This is a genomic window from Saccharopolyspora hirsuta, from assembly GCF_008630535.1.
In the GTDB taxonomy this organism is placed as follows: Bacteria; Actinomycetota; Actinomycetes; order Mycobacteriales; family Pseudonocardiaceae; genus Saccharopolyspora; species Saccharopolyspora hirsuta.
Window position 1 is genome coordinate 333,190 of record NZ_VWPH01000004.1, and the last position, 19,186, is coordinate 352,375.

16 protein-coding genes are annotated in these 19,186 nt (G+C 72.2%); 4 read left to right on the forward strand and 12 right to left on the reverse strand.

The genetic code is table 11. The features are described from left to right. Positions 1 to 28: 28 nt before the first annotated feature. Genes hpaE through F1721_RS10040 form a run of 3 tightly spaced genes read right to left on the reverse strand, consistent with a single transcriptional unit; the run spans position 29 to position 4,028 of the window. Complete coding sequence (gene hpaE / locus F1721_RS10030; RefSeq protein ID WP_150066320.1) at positions 29 to 1,522, reverse strand: 5-carboxymethyl-2-hydroxymuconate semialdehyde dehydrogenase; 1,494 nt, start codon at positions 1,520 to 1,522, stop codon at positions 29 to 31. Positions 1,523 to 1,524: 2 nt separating this feature from the next. After that, the gene (gene dapA / locus F1721_RS10035; RefSeq protein ID WP_150066321.1) at positions 1,525 to 2,508 is read right to left on the reverse strand and encodes a 4-hydroxy-tetrahydrodipicolinate synthase; all 984 of its coding nucleotides are present in this window, start codon (positions 2,506 to 2,508) and stop codon (positions 1,525 to 1,527) included. A gap of 17 nt (positions 2,509 to 2,525) precedes the next feature. Beyond that, positions 2,526 to 4,028 (reverse strand): fumarylacetoacetate hydrolase family protein, encoded by a 1,503-nt coding sequence (locus tag F1721_RS10040; RefSeq protein ID WP_150066322.1) that lies wholly within the window; start codon positions 4,026 to 4,028, stop codon positions 2,526 to 2,528. Between the two features lie 110 nt (positions 4,029 to 4,138). Between F1721_RS10040 and F1721_RS10045 the strand changes: the two genes are divergently transcribed. Beyond that, the gene (locus tag F1721_RS10045) at positions 4,139 to 4,816 is read left to right on the forward strand and encodes a GntR family transcriptional regulator (RefSeq protein WP_150066323.1); all 678 of its coding nucleotides are present in this window, start codon (positions 4,139 to 4,141) and stop codon (positions 4,814 to 4,816) included. Between the two features lie 36 nt (positions 4,817 to 4,852). Here the strand turns inward: F1721_RS10045 and F1721_RS10050 are convergent, their stop codons facing one another. From F1721_RS10050 to F1721_RS10065, 4 genes are all read right to left on the reverse strand, one after another. Beyond that, positions 4,853 to 6,184, reverse strand: coding sequence for an MFS transporter (locus F1721_RS10050; RefSeq protein ID WP_246154603.1), 1,332 nt, complete (start codon positions 6,182 to 6,184; stop codon positions 4,853 to 4,855). Beyond that, positions 6,181 to 7,239 carry an MBL fold metallo-hydrolase gene (locus F1721_RS10055; protein WP_150066324.1) on the reverse strand — a complete coding sequence of 353 codons (1,059 nt, stop codon included), beginning with the start codon at positions 7,237 to 7,239 and terminating at the stop codon, positions 6,181 to 6,183. Before F1721_RS10055 ends, F1721_RS10050 begins: the two co-directional genes overlap by 4 nt. Before the next feature lie 69 nt (positions 7,240 to 7,308). Then, positions 7,309 to 8,178 (reverse strand): LysR family transcriptional regulator, encoded by an 870-nt coding sequence (locus F1721_RS10060; RefSeq protein WP_170301435.1) that lies wholly within the window; start codon positions 8,176 to 8,178, stop codon positions 7,309 to 7,311. A gap of 46 nt (positions 8,179 to 8,224) precedes the next feature. Beyond that, positions 8,225 to 8,839: a hypothetical protein gene (locus F1721_RS10065; protein ID WP_150066326.1), complete on the reverse strand. Its 615-nt coding sequence runs from the start codon at positions 8,837 to 8,839 to the stop codon at positions 8,225 to 8,227. A gap of 419 nt (positions 8,840 to 9,258) precedes the next feature. On the opposite strand from F1721_RS10065, the gene F1721_RS10070 reads away from it, so the two are divergent. After that, the gene (locus F1721_RS10070) at positions 9,259 to 10,230 is read left to right on the forward strand and encodes an aldo/keto reductase (RefSeq protein WP_150066327.1); all 972 of its coding nucleotides are present in this window, start codon (positions 9,259 to 9,261) and stop codon (positions 10,228 to 10,230) included. A 39-nt stretch (positions 10,231 to 10,269) separates the two neighbouring features. Here F1721_RS10070 and F1721_RS10075 read toward each other — a convergent pair whose 3' ends face one another. From F1721_RS10075 to F1721_RS10090, 4 genes are read right to left on the reverse strand one after another with little or no spacing between them, the layout of a single operon-like run. Then, positions 10,270 to 11,571, reverse strand: a complete 1,302-nt coding sequence (locus F1721_RS10075; RefSeq protein WP_150066328.1) for an MFS transporter — start codon at positions 11,569 to 11,571, stop codon at positions 10,270 to 10,272. A gap of 5 nt (positions 11,572 to 11,576) precedes the next feature. After that, the gene (gene dgoD, locus F1721_RS10080) at positions 11,577 to 12,725 is read right to left on the reverse strand and encodes a galactonate dehydratase (RefSeq protein ID WP_150066329.1); all 1,149 of its coding nucleotides are present in this window, start codon (positions 12,723 to 12,725) and stop codon (positions 11,577 to 11,579) included. Between the two features lie 15 nt (positions 12,726 to 12,740). Then, positions 12,741 to 13,361, reverse strand: a complete 621-nt coding sequence (locus F1721_RS10085; protein WP_150066330.1) for a 2-dehydro-3-deoxy-6-phosphogalactonate aldolase — start codon at positions 13,359 to 13,361, stop codon at positions 12,741 to 12,743. Further along, a complete protein-coding gene (locus F1721_RS10090) occupies positions 13,352 to 14,338 on the reverse strand; it encodes a 2-dehydro-3-deoxygalactonokinase (protein WP_150066331.1) in 987 nt (328 codons plus the stop codon). Before F1721_RS10090 ends, F1721_RS10085 begins: the two co-directional genes overlap by 10 nt. Before the next feature lie 66 nt (positions 14,339 to 14,404). On the opposite strand from F1721_RS10090, the gene F1721_RS10095 reads away from it, so the two are divergent. Beyond that, positions 14,405 to 15,172 carry an IclR family transcriptional regulator gene (locus F1721_RS10095; protein WP_150066332.1) on the forward strand — a complete coding sequence of 256 codons (768 nt, stop codon included), beginning with the start codon at positions 14,405 to 14,407 and terminating at the stop codon, positions 15,170 to 15,172. A gap of 372 nt (positions 15,173 to 15,544) precedes the next feature. Next, on the forward strand, positions 15,545 to 16,183 hold the full coding sequence (locus F1721_RS10100; protein ID WP_150066333.1) for a hydrolase: 639 nt from the start codon (positions 15,545 to 15,547) through the stop codon (positions 16,181 to 16,183). Positions 16,184 to 16,404: 221 nt separating this feature from the next. On the opposite strand, the gene F1721_RS10105 is transcribed toward F1721_RS10100, so the two are convergent. Continuing rightward, positions 16,405 to 19,158: a helix-turn-helix transcriptional regulator gene (locus tag F1721_RS10105; RefSeq protein WP_211840402.1), complete on the reverse strand. Its 2,754-nt coding sequence runs from the start codon at positions 19,156 to 19,158 to the stop codon at positions 16,405 to 16,407. Positions 19,159 to 19,186 lie beyond the last annotated feature (28 nt).

Sequence of the window (19,186 nt, forward strand, 5' to 3'; positions counted from 1 at the left end):
TGAACGTTCCTTCGCTTGCGTGACGCCCTCAGGCGCCGAACTTGGGGGTGTGGACGGGCGCCAGCGAGATGTGCACGGCCTGCTGGTCGGAGTAGAAGTCCAGCGACCGGTAGCCGCCCTCGTGGCCGAGCCCGGAGGCCTTCACCCCGCCGAACGGGGTGCGCAGGTCGCGGACGTTGTGCGAGTTCAGCCAGACCATGCCCGCGTCGATGCGCTGCCCGAAGTTGTGCGCGCGCTCGAGGTTCGAGGTCCACACGTAGGCCGCCAGGCCGTACTTGACGTCGTTGGCCAGCTGCAGCGCTTCCTCGTCGGTGTCGAACGGGGTGATCGCCACGACCGGGCCGAAGATCTCCTCCTGGAAGATCCGCGCGGTCGGCGGCACGTCCACGAACACCGTCGGCTGCACGTAGTTGCCCGACTCCAGGCCCTCCGGCCGACCGCCGCCGGCGGCCAGCTTGGCCTCGGTCTTGCCGATCTCGATGTAGCTGGTCACCTTCTGGTAGTGCTCGGGGTGCACCAGCGCGCCGACCTCGGTCGCCGGGTCGTGCGGGTCGCCCACCTTGATGTTCTTCGCCCGCTCGACGTAGCGCCGGACGAACTCGTCGTAGATCGGCCGCTCCACCAGGATCCGGCTGCCCGCCGTGCAGCGCTCGCCGTTGAGCGAGAACACGCCGAACACCGTCGAGTCGATCGCGGCGTCCAGGTCGGCGTCGGCGAACACCACGGCCGGGCTCTTGCCGCCGAGCTCCATGGACAGCGCCTTCAGCGTCGGCGCGGCGTTGGCGAAGATCAGCTTGCCGGTGGCCGATTCCCCGGTGAACGAGATCAGCTGCACGTCCTCGTGCTTGACCAGCGCGTCACCGGCCTCCTCGCCGATGCCGTTGACCAGGTTGAACACCCCGTCCGGCACCCCGGCCTCGCGGAAGATCTCCGGCCACAGGCTGGCCGACAGCGGGGTGAACTCGGCGGGCTTGAGCACCACGGTGCAGCCCGAGGCCAGCGCCGGGGCGAGCTTCCAGCTCTCCAGCATGAACGGCGTGTTCCACGGGGTGATCAGCCCGGCCACGCCCTTGGGCTTGCGGTTGACGTAGTTGACCTGCTTGCCCGGCACCTTGTAGGTGTCGTCGGCCTGCGCCACGATCAGGTCGGCGAAGAACCGGAAGTTCTCCGCGGCCCGCTTCGCCTGCCCGAGCGCCTGGGTGACGGGCAGCCCGGTGTCGAAGGTCTCGAGCTCGGCCAGCCGCTCGTTGCGGGTCTCCACGATGTCGGCGATCCGGTTGAGCACCCGGGCCCGCTCCCGCGGCAGCATCCGCGGCCAGGGGCCCTCGTCGAAGGCCTTGCGGGCGGCGGCGACGGCGCGGTCGACGTCGGCCTGCTTGCCCGCCGAGGCCTCGAGGTAGTTCTGGTTGGACACCGGGTCCAGGACGTCGAAGGTGGCGCCGTCCAGGCTGTCCACGAACTCGCCGTCGATGAAGTGCTGGATCCGCTTCGGGAGGTTCTGCGGCACGTGCTGGATCGTCATGGTCACTCTCCTCCGTTGGTGGCGGCACGGGCCGCGATGGTGTCGCCGTCGTCGACCGGCGAGAGGTGCTCGGCGCCTTCGGCCAGCAGCGCGCGGATCTTGTCCTTGCCCGCCTCGGTCGGCGCGATCAGCGGCGAGCGGACGTGGCCGGAGCTGATCAGGCCGCGCTGCTCCAGCACCCACTTGACCGGCGCCGGGTTGGTCTCCACGAAGATCAGGTCGACCAGCGGGTGCACGCCGTAGTGGATGTCCAGCGCCTCCTCCAGCCGCCCGGCGCGGAAGGCGTCGTACATCTTCTTCGTCGCGGCCGGGGCGATGTTGGCGGTGGCGCTGATGAAGCCGGTGCCGCCGAGGGCCAGCAGCGGCAGGCACAGCAGCTCGATGCCGGACCACACCAGCAGGTCCCGCCCGGCCGCCTTGATCACCCGGGAGAAGTGCTCGAAGTCCTTGGTGGTCTCCTTGATCCCGACGAAGTTCGGCACGTCGCGGTGCAGCCGGGCGACCGTCTCCGGCGCGATCTCCACCGCGGTCCGGCTCGGCACGTTGTAGGCGATGATCGGCAGGTCCGGGTACTCGGCGGCGACCGTCTTGTACCAGACGTAGAGCGCTTCCTGGGTGGGCCGCGCGTAGTACGGGGTGATGATCAGCGCGGCGTCGACGCCCGCGTCGTGCGCGGCACCGGTGAGCTCGATGGTCTCGTCGAGCTTGGCCGAACCGGTGCCGGGAACGACCGGCACCCGGCCGTCGACGGTCTTGATCACGGTGCGGATCGCCGCCGCCCGCTCGTCGATGGTCTGCGCGCTGGGCTCGCCGGTCGAACCGCCGATGGAGATCCCGTCCGAGCCCTGCTTGAGCTGCCAGTCGACGAGGTTGGCCAGCGACTCGTGGTCCACCGCGCCGTCGGCGGTGAACGGGGTGACCACCGGCGCGATCGATCCGGTCAGTTCCTCGGGGCGGGTGCGCCAGGCACCCGGGGTGTTGCTCATGTCGATCCTCCTGCGGGCTATGCGTCGGTGTTCGGTCGGTCGGTGCTGCGCTCGGCCTCGTACCGCTCCCGCCACTCGCCGGTCAGCGGGTAGAGGCCGTCGACGGCGGCGCCCTCGGCGACCCGGGCGGCGATCCACGCCTCCTCGGCCTCCTGCTCGATCGAGGCGTCGAGCACCTCGCCCAGCAGCGCCGGCGGGATGACCAGGACCCCGTCGTCGTCGCCGACGATCACGTCGCCGGGCTGCACGGTCGCGCCGCCGCAGGCGACGGTGATGTCGGAGTCCCACGGCACGTGGCGCCGCCCGAGGACGGCCGGGTGCGGGCCACCGGAGAAGGTGGGGATGTCGAGCTCGGCGACCGCGGTCCAGTCCCGCACGCCGCCGTCGGTGACGATCCCGGCCGCGCCCCGGACCTGGGCCCGCAGCGCGAGGATGTCGCCGACCGTGCCGCTGCCGCGCTCGCCGCGGGCCTCGACCACCAGCACGTCGCCGGGGCCGAGCGCGTCGAAGGCCCGCTTCTGCGCGTTGTAGCCGCCGCCGTGGCTGCGGAACAGGTCCTCACGAGCAGGCACGAAGCGCAGCGTCCGCGCCCGCCCGATCATCTTCCGGCCGGGGCTGTTGGTGCGCACGCCGTCGATGGAGAGCTGGTTGTAGCCGCGCTTGCGCAGCTGCGAGGACAGCGTCGCCACCGAGACCTGCTGCAGCTTCGCCACCAGCTCGTCGGTGAGCTCGAACGGCGCCGGGAGCCCGGCGGCCTCGCGGCTGCCCCACGCCTCGGTCCGCTGGTGGTCGTCGACCGCGGGCTGCGCGCTGAACTCCGGCAGCGGGGTCTCCCCCTCGACCACGGTGGTCCGCAGGCGGCCGGTGCGGTGCTCGGTGCCCGGGACGTCCACCTCGACCTCGACGACGTCGCCCGGGCCCACCACCGACGACCCGGCGGGGGTGCCGGTGAGCACCACGTCGCCCGGTTCCAGGGTGATCAGCTGGGAGAGGTCGGCGACCAGCTCGCCGAACGGGAAGACCACGGTGCCCGCGGAGTCCTCCTGGACGAGCTCGCCGTTCACCCAGGTCCGGACCCGCAGCGCGGCCGGGTCGAGCTCCGCGGCGGGCAGCGCGGCGGGCCCGAGCGGCGTGTAGCCGTCGCCGCCCTTGGAGCGCAGGTTCGAGCCCTTGTCCGCGGCGCGCAGGTCGTAGACGCCGAGGTCGTTGGCCGCGGTCACGGCGGACACGTGCGACCAGCCGTCCTCGCGGGCGACCCGGCGGGCGGTCTTGCCGATGACCAGCGCGATCTCGCCCTCGAAGGCCAGCAGCTCCGCCCCCGGCGGGCGCTCCACGGTCTGGTCGGAGGCGGCCAGCGAGGTCACCGGCTTGAGGAAGTACGACGGCTTGGCCGGGGCCCGGCCGCGCTGGGCGATCCGCGACGGGTAGTTCAGGTGCAGCGCGATCACCTTGCCCGGCCGCCCGACCAGCGGGTGCCGGGCGAGTCCATCGCTGGCAGAACGGACATCGTCGTGCGTCATGACGACGATCGTATATGATGACGTATCTGACATCAACGCCGAAGCGCGCGGAGGGAGCGGGACCAGGCGCCTCGGGCAAGATGGAGCGGACATCAGCGAAGCGAGGAACCATGACCACCGGCCGCGTCACCAGCAAGTCCCAATTGGCCTACGAGTGGCTCCACGAGCGGATCGTCACGCACCGCTTCACGCCCGGCTACCGGCTGGTGCTGAGCCAGATCGCCGGTGAGCTCGGCGTCAGCGTCGTCCCGGTCCGCGAGGCCATCCGCCGGTTGGAGGCCGAAGGCCTGGTCACCTTCGAGAAGAACATCGGCGCCCAGGTCGCCCTGGTGGACGAGGGCGAGTACGTGACCACGATGCAGACGCTGGCGGTCGTCGAAGGCGCCGCCACCGGCTTCTCCGCCCCGCTGCTGACCGCCGAGGACCTCGCCGAAGCGCGGGCGGTGAACCAGCGGATGCGGGAGTGCCTCGAGCACTTCGACCCGCGCCGCTTCACCGAGCTCAACGAGGAGTTCCACGCGGTCCTGTTCGCCCGCTGCCCGAACGAGCACATCACCGACCTGGTGCGCCGCGGCTGGAGCCGCCTGCGCCTGCTGCGCAACTCGACCTTCAGCTTCGTCCCGGGCCGCGCGGTCGAATCGGTGGCCGAGCACGACCGCCTGATCACCCTGATCGAGGACGGCGCCGACCCCCTCGACATCGAGCTGGCCGCCCGCCGCCACCGCACGGCCACCCTCGACGCCCTCCGCCAGTTCCAACGCGACCACGACCACCGCGAGCAGGCGTAGGAGGCCGCCCCGAGCTGGTCGCCCGGGGCGGCTCCGCTACTTGGTCTCGCCCGCCAGGTCGACGTCGCGGCCCTCCCGGACGGCCAGCACGCAGGACGCCGAGACCAGGAACGACAGCGCCCACACCAGGGCGACCAGCCACAGGTCGCCGCCCGCCGCCAGCACCAGGCCGGAGGCAATCACCGGGGTGAACCCGGCGCCGAGGGTGGAGGCCGTCTGGTAGGCCAGCGACGCGCCGGTGTAGCGCATCCTGGTCGGGAAGAGCTCGGCGGCGAACGCGCCGAACGGCCCGAAGATGACGCCCTGGACGATGCCGTTGGCCAGGAAGAGGCCGATCGCGAACCCCCACAGCGTGCCCGACTGCAGCAGCAGGGTGATCGGGTACGCCAGCACCGCCCCGGCGACCATCCCGGCGAGCATCACCGGCCTGCGGCCGAACCGGTCGGACAGGCGGGCGGCGAACCAGATCCCGACGACCGTCAGCGCCGCCCCGACCGCCTTGACGTTGAGCACCCCGGTCCGGTCCACGCCGAGCCCGATCACGTGCGCCACCGCCCACACCGTCATCAAGCCCTGCACGGTGTAGGAGCTCATCCCGGCGACGATGCCCAGCACCAGGTTGCGCGGGTACTGCCCGACGACCTCCAGCAGCGGGATCTTCCGGCGCTCGGCCTCGTCCTCCAGCTCCAGGAACAGCGGCGTCTCGGCCACCTTCACCCGGATCAGCAGGCCGATCCCGATCAGCACCGCGCTGAGCAGGAACGGCACCCGCCAGCCCCAGCTGAGGAAGTGCGCGTCCGGCAGCGCCGAGAACGCGGCCACCACCAGCGTGGCGAGCACGGCACCGGCGGGCCCGCCCATGTTGGCGAAGCTCGCCGCGAACCCGCGCCGCTCCGGCGGGGCGTGCTCGAGCGCCACGAGCATCGCGCCGCCCCACTCGCCGCCGACGGCCAGGCCCTGCACCAGCCGCAGCACGACCAGCAGAGTCGGTGCCACGACGCCGATCTGGGCGCTGGTCGGCAGCAGGCCGATGGCGGTGGTGGCCGCGCCCATCAGCACCATCGACAGGATCAGCACGCCCTTGCGGCCGAGGCGGTCGCCGAAGTGGCCGAAGATCGCGCCGCCGAGCGGGCGGGCGACGTAGCCGACGGCCAGCGTGCTGAACGAGGCGAACAGGCCCACCGCGGGCGGCATCCCGGCGAAGAACAGCTTGCCGAACACGAGGCTGGCGGCGGTCGCGTAGAGGATGAAGTCGTAGAACTCGATGGCGCTGCCGATGAAGCTGGACGCCAGGATGCGCCGCATCTCCGGGGTGTTCAGGCTGTCCGATGTGGACTCGCGCGTCGGGGCGGCGGTCTGCGGGTTCACGATGCGACCACCCCTTCGCGCGAGATGGCGCCGAAGGGCAGCACGTCGAGGTCGTCGGGGACGAGGAAGGCACCGCGGCACCGGGCGGCAGCGGCCTCCCACACCGATCGGGGCGCGGTGCCGGGCACCAGGTGGTGCAGGGCGAGCGCTCTCGCGCCCGCGGCGTTGGCGATGTCCACCGCCTGCTCCGGGCTGGTGTGCGACTTGGTGTGGTGGTCGATCGAGGCCTGCGCGGTCGGACCGCCGCCCGCGTAGGTGCGGTGCACCCAGTCGAAGTCGATCGCCTCGTGCAGCAGCAGATCGGTGTCGCGGGCGAGGCGGACCAGGTTCTCGCAGGGCGCGGTGTCGCCGGAGATCGTGGCGGAACCGTGCGCGGTGTCGAAGCGGAAGGCGAACGCCGGGGCGATCGGCGGGTGCCGCACGAGGGTGGCCGTGACGGTCACCAGCTCGTCGGCGTAGACCTCGAACGGCTGCACGCCGTCGGGCGTCGGGTTGTCGTTCGGGTGGTAGCCGATGCCCTCGGGGATGCGGATGTCCTCGGCGCGGAAGCGGTCGAGCGGACTGGGCCGCAGCGCATCGAGCACCCGGTCGTTCAGGTCGGTGGCGTGCGCGGCCATCAGGTGCTGGAACATCGCCGCCGTGCCCGGGGTCGGCTGCTCGGGGAACACCGGGGACGGCGGCACCACCGCGCGGGGCGCGACGGGCGGCAGCGCTCCCCGGTCGCCCGGTCCGACGATCCGGATCGCGGGCTGGTCCTCGGCCAGCGCGAACATGCCGAACAGCGCCAGGCTCGCCAGGTCGACGGTGTGGTCGGAGTGCAGGTGGGTCAGGAACACCGCGCGCAGCGAGCTGATCGGGATGCCCGCGAGGTTGAGCTGCCGCCCGGCACCGTGCCCGGCGTCGACGAGATAGGTGCGGTCGCCGACGAGGACGGCCGTGGCGATGCCCGCGCGCTTGCCCGCGTCCTCGCCGGACCACCAGCGGGGCCCTCCTGCGGTGCCGAGGGTGACGACCCTCGGGCGCGGATCGGCGGGGAGGCTTGTGGTGTGGGTCATGCCGACGATTGGAAACCACGCCACTCATCGACACCAATACCGAATTTCGCGCCTGTCGATAGAAGCGGGCTATGCCAGCATCTCCAGGAACGCCTGCGCTGCGGGCGACAGCTTCCCCGGGCGGCGGAACAGGTCGATGCGGCGGTTCAGCACCGGGTCCACCGAGCACAGCACCGCCCCTTCCAGCTCGGCGAGCCGCGCGAGCGGGCGCGGCAGCACCGCGCAACCGGCACCGGCCACCACCAGGTGCAGCGCCGATTCGCGGTGGCCCACCTCCACCACGACGTTGGGTTCGGTGCCGCGGCGCTCGGCTTCCGCGCGCAGGAGATCGCGCACCAGGGTGCCCTCGAACCCGGTCACCACCTCCCTGGTGAGCAGCTCCTCGACGGTCATCCGACCGCCCGGCGGCGGGGTGCTGCCCGGCGGCATCGTGATGACCAGTTCCTGCTCGCCGACCGGGATGCTCTCCAGGTCGTCGACCGGACGCGGCACCGCGTCGGCCAGGCCGAGCTCGGCCTCCCCGGTGCGCACGGCGGCGCGCACGTCGTCCTCGGACTCCGGCTGGTTCAGCCGCACCCGGACCCGCGGGTGGCGGGCGCGGAACCGGCCGATCACCCGGGCCAGCGGGTCCAGCGCGAGCGTGGGCAGCGTGACCAGGTCCAGCCTGCCCGCCATCAGCCCGGTCACCTCGCGCACCGCGGCCCGCCCGGTCTCCATCTCGCGCAGCGCCCGGCGGGCGAAGTCGATCAGCGCGGAACCGGCCGAGGTGAGCCGCACGCTGCGCGGCAACCGGTGGAACAGCTCCGCACCCAGCTCCCGCTCCAGCCCCTTGATCGAGTGCGAGAGCGACGGCTGCGCCACGTGCAGCGCGGCAGCCGCCGCGGTGAACCCGCCGTGGTCGACCACGGCGAGGAAGTACTCGAGCTGACGTCGTTCCACGCGCACACGTTAGGCGCGCGGGCGACGGTCGACCAGGAGCGGGCGGCTACTGCTGGCGGTCCGCGATGCCCTTCATGCACCACTCGCCGTTGGTGACGCCCAGGACGACGTCGATCGGGACGGTCTGGGTCTGCCCCTGCGCGGTGAGCGTGAGGTCCACGGGGGTCAGCGCCTCGCTGTCCAGCGAGCGGCGCGGCGGCCCCGACTGCTTGGCGGACTGGATGAGCTGCAGCGCCTGCGGCGGGAGTTGCGGGGCCAGCGCGCCGTCGGTGCCGCGGCAGGAGTTCTCCGCCAGACCGCTGGCGTTCTTGCTGGCCAGCGCCGCAGTGACCGCGGACGCCGTGTCGTCCGGTGCGCCCGGTCCGACGAGGAAGTCCGGCTTGGCCAGCCCGGCGATCGCCAGCCCGGCGACGGCTCCCACGACCAGACCGCTGCCGAGCCCGACGAGCAGCCCCTTCTTGCTCCCTCGGCTCGGAGCGGCTGGTGCCTCCTCGGCCGGTTCGTGCTGGGCCTCCTCAGCCGGTTCACGCTGGGATTCCCCGGCCGGTTCGCGCTGGGCCTCCTCGGCCTGGCCTTCAGCTTGCGCCGCAGCCTCCTGCTCGGGGTTCTCCCCGCGCACCGGGTCTTCGCCCGCCGACTCGTCCCGGCTCGGTTCGGCCATGCTGCGTACCTCCCGCGACGCCCTTGCCAGCGCCGACACGTCGAACGTGGTGCTCTTCCGCCCGCCACCCTGCCTGCGCCGGCAACGCACGTCCACGAACGCACCGCGGAGAGTGGCATTACTCATAGGTCGACGATCTGGCGCCCAGCCGCGGTTGGTCCACATCGGATGGATTCGAGAACGTCGTTCCGAGGCTCGACGTCTTCCGCCCGATTGGTCCATTTCGGACGCATCCGCGAGACCCATCCGCCCGAATCGCGCGGTATGCCCGCTGAGGGCACCGGCTCGTGCGCGCTGGAACCGGCGCAGGGCTCGCGGCCGAAGTCAACCCCTTGCCCGCGAGGTCGGGGAGCGAGTTGAACGGCGGCCCGCTCGGCGGTAGGCCTGGATCAGCACTTCTCGACAGCTGGAGGACGACCATGCGCTACACCCGACTCGGAACGACCGGGCTGGAGGTCTCGTCGGTCTGCGTGGGCTGCATGAGCTTCGGGGAGCCGGACCGCGGCACCCACGCCTGGACCCTCCCGGAGGAGCCCAGCCGGGAGATCATCCGGGCCGCGCTCGAGGCCGGGATCAACTTCTTCGACACCGCCAACGTGTACTCGAACGGTTCCAGCGAGGAGATCGTCGGCCGGGCGCTGAAGGACTTCGCCTCGCGCGAGGACGTCGTGATCGCCACCAAGGTGCGGATGCGGATGCGCCCGGGGCCCAACGGCGCCGGGTTGTCGCGCCGGGCGATCATGGCCGAGATCGACAACAGCCTGCGGCGGCTCGGGACCGACTACGTCGACCTCTACCAGATCCACCGGTGGGACCACGAGACGCCCATCGAGGAGACCATGGAGGCGCTGCACGACGTGGTGAAGGCGGGCAAGGCCCGCTACATCGGGGCGTCCTCGATGCACACCTGGCAGTTCGCCAAGGCCCAGTTCACCGCCGAGCGCAACGGCTGGACGCGGTTCGTCACCATGCAGAACCACTACAACCTGCTCTACCGCGAGGAGGAGCGGGAGATGCTGCCGTTCTGCGCGGACCAGGGCGTGGGGTCGATCCCGTGGAGCCCGCTGGCCCGGGGGCGGCTGACCCGCCCGTGGGACGCCGCGACGGCGCGGTCCGAGACCGACGAGTTCGGCAAGACCCTGTACCTGGACAGCGACCGGACGATCGTCGAGCGGGTCCAGGAGCTCGCGGGCAAGCGCGGCGTCTCCGCCGCGCAGATCGCGCTGGCGTGGGTGCTGCGCAACCCGGTGGTCTCCGCGCCGATCGTGGGCGCGACCAAGCTGACGCACCTGCAGGACGCGATCGCCGCGGTGGACGTGACCCTCGACGACGCCGAAGCGGCGTACCTGGAGGAGGCCTACGCCCCGCACAACACCGCAGGTTTCGCCTAAGCCCCGGTTCCGGGGCCCCGCGCGGCGGGGCCCCGGCGGTCAGCGCTCGGCGACGCGCTCGACCCGGCCGACCAGCAGGACGTAGGACAGGATGCCCGCGACGGTCACCGCGGTCATGTAGACGAAGGCCGGGGTGAAGCTGTCCTCCGTGACCAGGAAGCCGATCACGATCGGCGTCGCGATCGAGGACAGGTTGCCGATGAAGTTGAACATCCCGCCGGTGAGCCCGAGCAGCCGTTCCGGCGCCAGCGCCGAGACCAGCGACCAGGTGATCGAGGCCAGCCCATTGCCGAAGAACGCCACCGACAGGAACACGATCACCAGCGCCGTCGAGTCGGTGAAGCTCGCCCCCACCATCAGCGTGCTCAGCAGCAGGCCGATGATGATCGGCGCCTTGCGCGCCAGGCCCAGCGACGCACCCCGCCGCAGCAGGAAGTCCGAGACCAGGCCGGAGGCCAGCACGCCGACCAGCGCGGCCACGAACGGCAGCGAGGCCAGGAAGCCGGACTTGATGTAGTCCATCCCGCGGTAGTCCACCAGGTAGGTCGGGAACCAGGTGAGGAAGAACCACAGCGTCGAGGTCAGGCAGAACTGGCCGAGGTAGATGCCCCACAGCTTGCGCCGCCCGAGCACCGTGGCGAGGTCGCCGCGGGTGATCCGGGCCCGCCGCGGCTGCTCGTCGACCAGGTCGACCAGGCCGCCGCCGGAGCGGATCAGCTCGACCTCGGCGGCGTTGGCCCGCGACTCGCGCGGTTCCCGGTAGCCGAGGTACCAGACGACGCCCCAGACGATCCCGACCAGGCCGGTGAGGATGAAGACCCAGTGCCAGGACACCGCCGCCTGCAACCAGGACAGCACCGGGGTCAGCAGCGCCAGGCCGATGAACTGCCCGGAGGTGTAGAAGCCGATGGCGGTGGCGCGCTCCCGCTCGGGGAACCAGACCGTGGCGACCCGGCTGTTGATCGGGTACGCCGGTGCCTCGCACGCGCCGACCAGCAACCGCAGCACGATCAGCGCGACGAACCCGCCGACCACGCCCATGAACAGCGTCGCCAGCGACCACAGCACCAGGCACAGCGGGTAGAGCACGCGCGGCCGGATCCGGTCCACCAGCCAGCCGCCGGGGATCTGCATCGCCGCGTAGGTCCAGCCGAACGCCGAGAGCAGCAGCCCCTGCTGGGCGGTGGACAGCTCCAGCTCCTCGGTGATGGCGGGCAGCGCGATCGACAGGTTCGAGCGGTCCAGGTAGTTGATCACGACGGTGCCGAACAGCAGCACGGCGATGAGCACGCGGGCGCGGGAAGCGGTGGCCGCCCGCGCCGCCGTTGCGGTGTCGGTCATCGCGCTCACCACTCCGCCACGGAGCCGTCGGCGTGCCGCCAGACCGGGTTGCGCCAGCGGTGGCCCTCGGCGGCGCGCTCGACCACGTACTCCTCGTTGATCTCGATGCCCAGGCCCGGGCCGGTCGGGATCGCGACCTGCCCGTCGTCGTAGCGGAACACCGCCGGGTCGGCCAGGTAGTCGAGCAGGTCGTTGGAGGTGTTGTAGTGGATGCCCAGGCTCTGCTCCTGGATCGCGGCGTTGTAGCAGCCCGCGTCGATCTGCAGGCAGGCGGCGAGCGCGATCGGGCCCAGCGGGCAGTGCAGCGCCAGCGCCACGTCGTGGGCCTCGGCCATGTGCGCGATCTTGCGGGCCTCGGTGATGCCGCCGCAGTGCGACGGGTCGGGCTGGACGATGTCCACCGCCCCGGAGGCCAGCACCGACTTGAAGTCCCACCGCGAGTACAGCCGCTCCCCCAGGGCGATCGGGATCGGCGATCCCTTCAGCACGTCGGCGACGTCCTCCAGGTGCTCGGAGAGCACCGGCTCCTCGACGAACATCAGCCGGTAGGGCTCCAGCTCGCGCAGCAGCACCTTGGCCATCGGCCGGTGCACGCGGCCGTGGAAGTCCACGCCGATGCCGATGTCCGGGCCGACCGCCTCGCGCACCGCGGCGACGTTGGCCACGCACCGGTCGACCTTGGCCCAGGTGTCGAGGTACTGCAGCTCCTCGGTGCCGTTCATCTTCACCGCGGTGAAGCCGCGGTCGACCACGGCGCGGGCGGCCTGCGCGGTCTCGGCCGGGCGGTCGCCGCCGATCCAGGAGTAGACCTTGATCCGGTCCCGCACCCGGCCGCCGAGCAGGTCGTGCACGGGCAACCCGAGCGCCTTGCCCCGGATGTCCCACAGCGCCTGGTCGATCCCGGCGAGCGCGCTCATGTGGATGCCGCCGCCCCGGTAGAAACCACCGCGGTAGAGCACCGTCCAGATGTCCTCGATCCGGGACGGGTCCTGGCCGACGAGGTAGTCGGAGAGCTCGTCCACGGTGGCGGCCACCGCGTCGGCGCGCCCCTCCAGGACCGGCTCACCCCAGCCGACGACGCCCTCGTCGGTCTCGATCTTCAGGAACAGCCAGCGCGGCGGCACCTGGTATGTCGTCATTGACGTGATCTTCATCTGGTGCGTTTCCCTCTATCTCGTGCTGTCGGTGCCGGACCAGGCGCGGCGCATCGCGACCGCGCGGGCGCCGACCTGCGCCGGGGTGTCCCCGGGCCGGTAGAGCGCGGAGCCGAGCCCGGCCCCGCCCGCTCCGGCCGCCGCCCACGCGGCGAGGTTGGTCTCGTCGACCCCGCCGACCGGCAGCATCTCGACGTCCGGTGGCAGGACCGCCCGCCACGCCTTCATCCCGGCCATCCCCACCGCGTCGGCGGGGAACAACTTCAGGTGCCGCGCCCCGGCCGCGATCGCGGCGAACGCCTCGGTCGGGGTGGCCACCCCGGGGTAGGGCCGCATGCCCGCCTCCACCGCCGCGGCGATGACCGCGGGATCGGTGTTGGGCGCGACGACGATCCGCGCCCCGGCGGCGCGCGCTCGCGGCACGTCAGCGACGTCGACCACCGTGCCGACCCCCACCGCGCAGCGCTCCCCCACGGCCCCGGCCAGCCGCTCCACCGAGGTGAACGGGTCCGGGGAGTTCAGCGGCACCTCGATGGCGTCCACCCCGGCCTCGACGAGCGCCTCGCCGATGGCGAGCACCTCGTCCGGCGTGACGCCGCGCAGGATCGCGATCAGTCCGCTGCCGTTCACTGCCATTGCTCCTCCTGTGCTTCGGGCTGGTGGAGTCCGGTCGAGCTCGCGATCCGCCAGAGCCCGCGGGCCGCGACGTCCTCGGTCAGGACGGTCGGGGCGACGCCGTGCGCGGCCAGCGCCTGCTGGTAGCGGCGGCACAGGTCCTCGGTGCCGCACAGCAGCACCTGGCCCGGGCCGGTGCTCGGCAGCAGGTGCGCGACCTCGTCGGCGATGAGCACGCCGGAGACGTAGTCGGGCACCGACGCCGGGTCCAGGAGGCCGTCGAGCACCAGCGGGCGGGCTCCGAAGAGCTCGGCCGCCAGGCCGCGCGAGCGCCCGGCGATCAGGCCGCGGGCGAACGCCTCGTCGTCGCGGCGCGGTTCGGCGGCCGTGCGGGCGAGGATCCCGTCGGCGGTCAGCAGCCCGAACAGCTCGCCGGACATCGCCGTGGTGAACGAGCGCACCTCGCCGTCGTCGACCCGCACCCACTTCCCGTGCGTACCGGGCAGGACCAGGGTGACCGCTCCGGTGGGCTCCCCCAGCACTTCCAGCGCACCGATGATCTGCGCCTCCTCGCCGCGGATCACGTCGCCGGGCACGCCTTCGGCGGACGGAACCCGCAGGCCCGGCACGAGGTGGGCGAGGCCCCGCCGGTGCCGCACCGGCACGAGCGCGTCGGCGCCGAAGCGCAGGTCGGCGGGAACGGTGCGGTAACCGGCGTCGGCCCAGCCCTGCGCGCTGCCGACCATGCCGCAGGCGATCACCGGCAGGTCCGGGTGCGCGGTGACCCAGTCGCCGCAGGCCGACCAGAACGCCGCCTCGTAGGCGAGCTCCCGCGCGCGGACGTCGCGGACGTCGATGCCCGCCGTGGTGGCGAGCAGGCCCTGGTCGGGTCGGCGGACGTCGAGGATCCCGCCGGTGCGGTCGAGCAGCCAGGCGCGCTGTGCGGAGGTCCCCCAGTCGAGCGCGATCAGGCTCGGGGTGCGGCGGGCGTCGGTCATGGGCGCCAACTCTGCGAGATGGTTCCCGATAATGCGAACACGGTCCCCATATGTAGGATTCGGGCCATGCCTACCGAGGACTCCACCGCTCCCCCGGGCACCCAGACGCTGGCCAGAGGGCTCGCGGTGGTGCGCGCGGTCGCCGACGGCGCCACCGATCTGCGCGGCCTCGTCGAGCGGACCGGGCTGGGCCGCAGCACCGCGCACCGGCTGGTGCAGCTGCTGGTGCAGGAGGGGTACGTGCGGTCCGGTCGGGACGGCTACGCGCTCGGACCGACGCTCATCGAGCTCGGTTTCCAAGCGCTGCACGGCAACCCGCTGCCGGTGGTGGCCCGACCGGTCCTCGAAGAGCTGTCGGCGCAGCTGCAGGACACGGTCCACCTCGCGGTCCGCGACGGCTCGTCGGTGCTCTACCTGGACAAGCTGCCCGGTTCGCGCGGCGCGGAGATGCGCTCCCGGATCGGCCACCGGATGCCGCTCACCCGCACCGGGGTCGGCATGGCCCTGCTGCTGGACTCACCGCACGAGTGGGAGCAGCTCTACCAGGCCGAGACCCCGGTGGAGCCCGCGCTGGCCACCGGCGACGTCGAGGCGTTCACCGCCCGGATGCGCGAGTACGCGGCGTCGCAGGTGACGATGGACAACGAGGACAACGAGCCGGGCATCCGCTGCGTGGCCGCCCCGATCCGCGACGCCACCGGAGCCCTGGTGGGCGCGATCAGCGTCTCGGCCACCCGCCCGTACATGCCCGCGGCCCGGATGCGCGGCCTGGTCAAGGTGGTCTGCCGCGCGGCCCAGCGGATCTCCGCCGCCCTGGGCCACCGAAGCAGCTGAGCACTCGACCTCATCCGACCGTCCAATGAGGACCAGAGCGCTGGCGCAGACGTCGTCCCACAGCCCAGAACCCGGGCCCAGGGGTGCGAAAGAGTTTCGAGAGCGACGAACATGATCTCGTAGTCCCGAGCCCCGGTTTTCTCCTTTCACCACCGTGAAGGCGATGAATGCGGGAGCTTCTTCACCGGACCAGTTCTGCACGGCGAACAATCCAGGACGTGGAGGACGAACAGATCGAACATTTCCCCGCGCGACGGGCAAATTCGTCCAGCCCAGCAGGCCCTGGTCCTCCCTGTGCGCGCCTCCGCAGCGTGGCGCACACTGCCAGGTGAGCGTCCGAAGCGGAAAGCACGATCCACCTGGAGGCTCCAGATGACCAGCGAGAAGATTCGCGATCCGGAGACCGATGCCCTGTTGACGCCGAAGAACGCCGCGGTGGTCATCATCGATTACCAACCGGTGCAGGTGAATTCGATCAATTCGATGGACCGCCAGCTGCTCGTCAACAACATCGTCGGACTGGCCAAGATCGCGCGAACCTACGAACTGCCGATCGTCCACTCGACGGTCAACGTCGAAACCGGCCTCAACAAACCACCGATCCCGCAACTGCGGAAGGTCCTGGACGACCTGCCCACCTACGACCGCACCTCGATCAACGCCTGGGAAGACCGCGAGTTCGTCGACGCGGTCAAAGCCACCGGCCGCGGGAAACTGGTGATGACGGCCCTGTGGACGGAGGCGTGCTTGACCTTCCCCACGCTCGACGCGTTGCGCGAGGGCTACGAGGTCTACCCGGTCGTGGACGCTGTCGGCGGCACGTCGGTAGCCGCCCACGAAGCCGCGCTGCGACGCGTGGAACAGGCCGGAGCACGGCCCATCACCTGGGTGCAACTGCTGTGCGAGCTCCAGCGCGACTGGAACCGGAAGGAAACCGCCGACCAGTTCATGACCCTGTTCATCGAGACAGGCGGCACCGCAGGCCTGCAGTTCGCCTACGACCGCGGCTGACGCCGCCAAGCTCACCTTCCTGCCGAAGGCCCGGCGGGTCGCGCTCGCCGGGCCCTCGATGCGCGTTCCCAGCCATCCGAGGTCAGCTCGTGCTCGGGTAGTCGGTCACCACGAACCCGACCGCGAGCAGAACGCCGCCGATCAGCGTGAGCTGACCCCGACGAATCGGCGAGCACCTGCCGAGCTCCGGACCGGTCCGCCGAAGTTTCCATGCACGCGCATCAAGACGAGGTTCCGTCCTGCTGCGCGCGTCGGGCCGCCAGCTCCGCTCGGGAGCGGACGCCGATCTTCGCGTAGATGCGGGTCAGGTGGTACTGCACGGTCTTGACCGAGATGAAGAGCTCGGCGGCCACCGCCTTGTTGCTCCTGCCCTGCGCGACCAGCTCGGCGACGGCTTCCTCCTGGGGCGTGAGCTCGTCGAACTCCCGGTGTCCGCGCACGGCGTTCACCCCGCCCGCGGCGAGCTCCCGCTCGCACCGCGCGACGTAGGTGTCCGCACCGAGCGCCAGGTAGGCGTCCCGGGCGGTCGTGATCACCGCGTCCGCCTCGGCACGCCGCCCGGCGCGGCGCAGGGTCTGGCCGAAGGCGAAGTGCACGCGCGCCCGGTCGTAGCGGAGCGGAAGCGGTTCGAGCAGGCCGATCGCGCGCTCGAAGGAGGCCCGCGCGGCGTCGAGGTCGCCCCGCATGCCGTGCCACCGCCCGCGGGCGTAGGCGAGCCTTGCGCGGGCCGATGCGTGCTGTCGCGCGTCGGCCGCCTCCTCGTGGTGGGTCAGGAACGCGTCGGCTTCCTCCGACCGTCCGATGAGGACCAGCGCGTTGGCGTAGACGTCGGTCCACGGCCAGAACCCGGGCTGGCTCACCCACTCCCTGGCCCAGGGCTGCGAGAGCGGTTCGAGGGCGCGCACCACGGCGGCGTAGTCCGCGCGCGCCTCGCAGAGCGCGGCCCGGGCCAGGGCCGCCGGGACCCGCATGATCTCGTAGTCCCGGGCTCCGGCGTCACCGGCGCGCAACGAGCTCTCGGCCGCGTCCCAGTCGCCCCGCAGGGCGTGCACCTGGGTGCGGGTCCAGGCCAGCAGCGGCACGAGCAGGTTCATCCCGGAGCGCTCGGCGAGTTCCAGCCCGGCCGTCGCGGTCCGCAGCGCCTCCGCCCACTCCCCGATCGCGAACTGGACCCTCGCGAGCCACCCGTGCGCCCACAGGGAGATGCGCAGCGAGCCGCCGAGGAAGTCTGTCGGCAAAGCGCTTTCGAGTTCTTCCCGCGCGCGGTCGGGCGCGTCGGCGGCCAGGTGCAACCACCCGGCGGCCATCGTGACCCGCTGCAGGACGGGCCCTTCCGGAACCCGCTCCATCAGTGCGGGGTAACCGCGCAGCGCCACCTCGGCGCCGTCGACCGGTGCGACGCCGAGCCCGCGGATCGCGGCGGCCTCGACGGCCGTCGGCGCGTCCGGTTCCACCAGCCCGATGGCGCGGTCCGCCCACTCGACGAGGCTCCGCGGTCGGCAGCGCGCCAGGTGGTGGAGCACGTACCGCTGGGCGACGAGGGAAGCCGTGCTCGGGTCCCGGTGAGCGTTGACCAGCTCCCACGCACGGCCGAGGCGGTTCTCCGCCTCCGCCGGTCGCCCCCGCACGACGGCGAGGTAGCCGAGCACGGCGTTGCGCAGCGGGGTCTCGCGCAGCGATTCCAGCTGGGCGAGATAGCGGGAGGCTCTGGGCACTTCGCCCGCTCCGACGAGCGCGTCCACCGCCCGGAGCAGCCGGGCACCTCGGAGTTCGAGGTCTTCACCCGCCTGCGAAGCGAGCAGGAGCAGGTCGGCTGCGGCCGCCCAAGCGCCCTGGTGGGCGCGCTCGGCGGCGAGTTCTTCGAGGCGATCGCCGAGCTCGGCATCCGGCCGGGGTGCGGCGAACCACCGGTGCCGCAGCGCGAGCGCGGGGTCGGCGACCACCTCCGCCGCCTTCGAGTGCAGCTCTGACCGGCGCAGCGGACCGAGCTCGTCGAGCACGGCGCGCCGCGCCACCGGATCGGGCAGGCGCGCCCACGCACCGTGCTCGTCGAGCAGCGTCAGCAGCCCGGCCCGGTGGGCCCGGTCGACCGCGGCCACCACGTCCGCCACCCCGGCGACCCGACCGGCGTCCACGACGTCGGCGGCCCTGGACTGCCGATCGGCGGCTTCCAGCACCGCGACGGCCGCCACGACCTGACGTGCTTGCGCCGGAAGGGTTTCCAGCCGGGCGCGGATCGCGCGGGCCGCCGTCGCGGGCGCCGGGAGCGAGAAGTGCGGCGAGGACCAGTCGTCGGCGGGGACCTCGTCCAGGATCTCGACGACATCGCGGACCCGGCCGCCAGCGTGGCCGACGAGTCGTTCCACCTGGTGCGCGGGCAGGACGATGCCGCGCTGCTCGGCGAGCGCGGCGACGTCATCCGCGGTCAGCCCGCCCAGCCGCACCACGCGCCGGGCGGCGGCGAGGACCGCATCGCGGAGCGAGTCATCCGCGAGCTCACCCCGGGGAGCGGCGGACTCGCACCAGCCGAGCACGATCAGCACCCGATGCGCGCCCGGTCGCTGCGCCGCGCTGACGAGCGCCTGGACCGAGAACGCGTCCGCGTGCTGAGCGTCTTCGAGCACCACGACGGCGTCCCACACCGGCTGGCCATCGGAACTGGAACCGCCCAGCGAGTCCAGCCAGCGCCGCGCCGCGACCGGCGGCGAGTCCGCAGGCGCGGCCACCAGCCTCTCCAGCACGGTGCCCGGCTCGTGCTCCCACGGCAGGCCGAGCAGGTGGTGGGTCGAGGCGCTGACGACGTCGCCAGCGGCCCCGCACCGGTCCGCGAAGGCGCGCACGAACGTGCTCAGCCCACCGCCGACCGCGGCCGTCACCACGACCAGTTCCGACCTCGCGCGCGGTTTCGCCACCGCAGCGACGAGCTCGTCGAGCGCTCGTCGCCGGGACGGCACCAGTCGTGGTCCAAGGCTCATCTGCCCACCGTAGGCCTCGACCGGGCGT

Excerpts from the sequence above, each read along its gene's own strand:
- F1721_RS10100 (WP_150066333.1), top strand. The coding sequence starts at position 15,545 with ATGACCAGCGAGAAGATTCGCGATCCGGAGACCGATGCCCTGTTGACG.
- F1721_RS10065 (WP_150066326.1), bottom strand. The coding sequence starts at position 8,839 with ATGGCCGAACCGAGCCGGGACGAGTCGGCGGGCGAAGACCCGGTGCGC.
- hpaE (WP_150066320.1), bottom strand. The coding sequence starts at position 1,522 with ATGACGATCCAGCACGTGCCGCAGAACCTCCCGAAGCGGATCCAGCAC.
- F1721_RS10070 (WP_150066327.1), top strand. The coding sequence starts at position 9,259 with ATGCGCTACACCCGACTCGGAACGACCGGGCTGGAGGTCTCGTCGGTC.
- F1721_RS10045 (WP_150066323.1), top strand. The coding sequence starts at position 4,139 with ATGACCACCGGCCGCGTCACCAGCAAGTCCCAATTGGCCTACGAGTGG.
- F1721_RS10055 (WP_150066324.1), bottom strand. The coding sequence starts at position 7,239 with ATGACCCACACCACAAGCCTCCCCGCCGATCCGCGCCCGAGGGTCGTC.
- F1721_RS10085 (WP_150066330.1), bottom strand. The coding sequence starts at position 13,361 with ATGGCAGTGAACGGCAGCGGACTGATCGCGATCCTGCGCGGCGTCACG.
- dgoD (WP_150066329.1), bottom strand. The coding sequence starts at position 12,725 with ATGAAGATCACGTCAATGACGACATACCAGGTGCCGCCGCGCTGGCTG.
- F1721_RS10095 (WP_150066332.1), top strand. The coding sequence starts at position 14,405 with ATGCCTACCGAGGACTCCACCGCTCCCCCGGGCACCCAGACGCTGGCC.
- F1721_RS10105 (WP_211840402.1), bottom strand. The coding sequence starts at position 19,158 with ATGAGCCTTGGACCACGACTGGTGCCGTCCCGGCGACGAGCGCTCGAC.
- F1721_RS10040 (WP_150066322.1), bottom strand. The coding sequence starts at position 4,028 with ATGACGCACGACGATGTCCGTTCTGCCAGCGATGGACTCGCCCGGCAC.
- F1721_RS10090 (WP_150066331.1), bottom strand. The coding sequence starts at position 14,338 with ATGACCGACGCCCGCCGCACCCCGAGCCTGATCGCGCTCGACTGGGGG.
- F1721_RS10075 (WP_150066328.1), bottom strand. The coding sequence starts at position 11,571 with ATGACCGACACCGCAACGGCGGCGCGGGCGGCCACCGCTTCCCGCGCC.
- dapA (WP_150066321.1), bottom strand. The coding sequence starts at position 2,508 with ATGAGCAACACCCCGGGTGCCTGGCGCACCCGCCCCGAGGAACTGACC.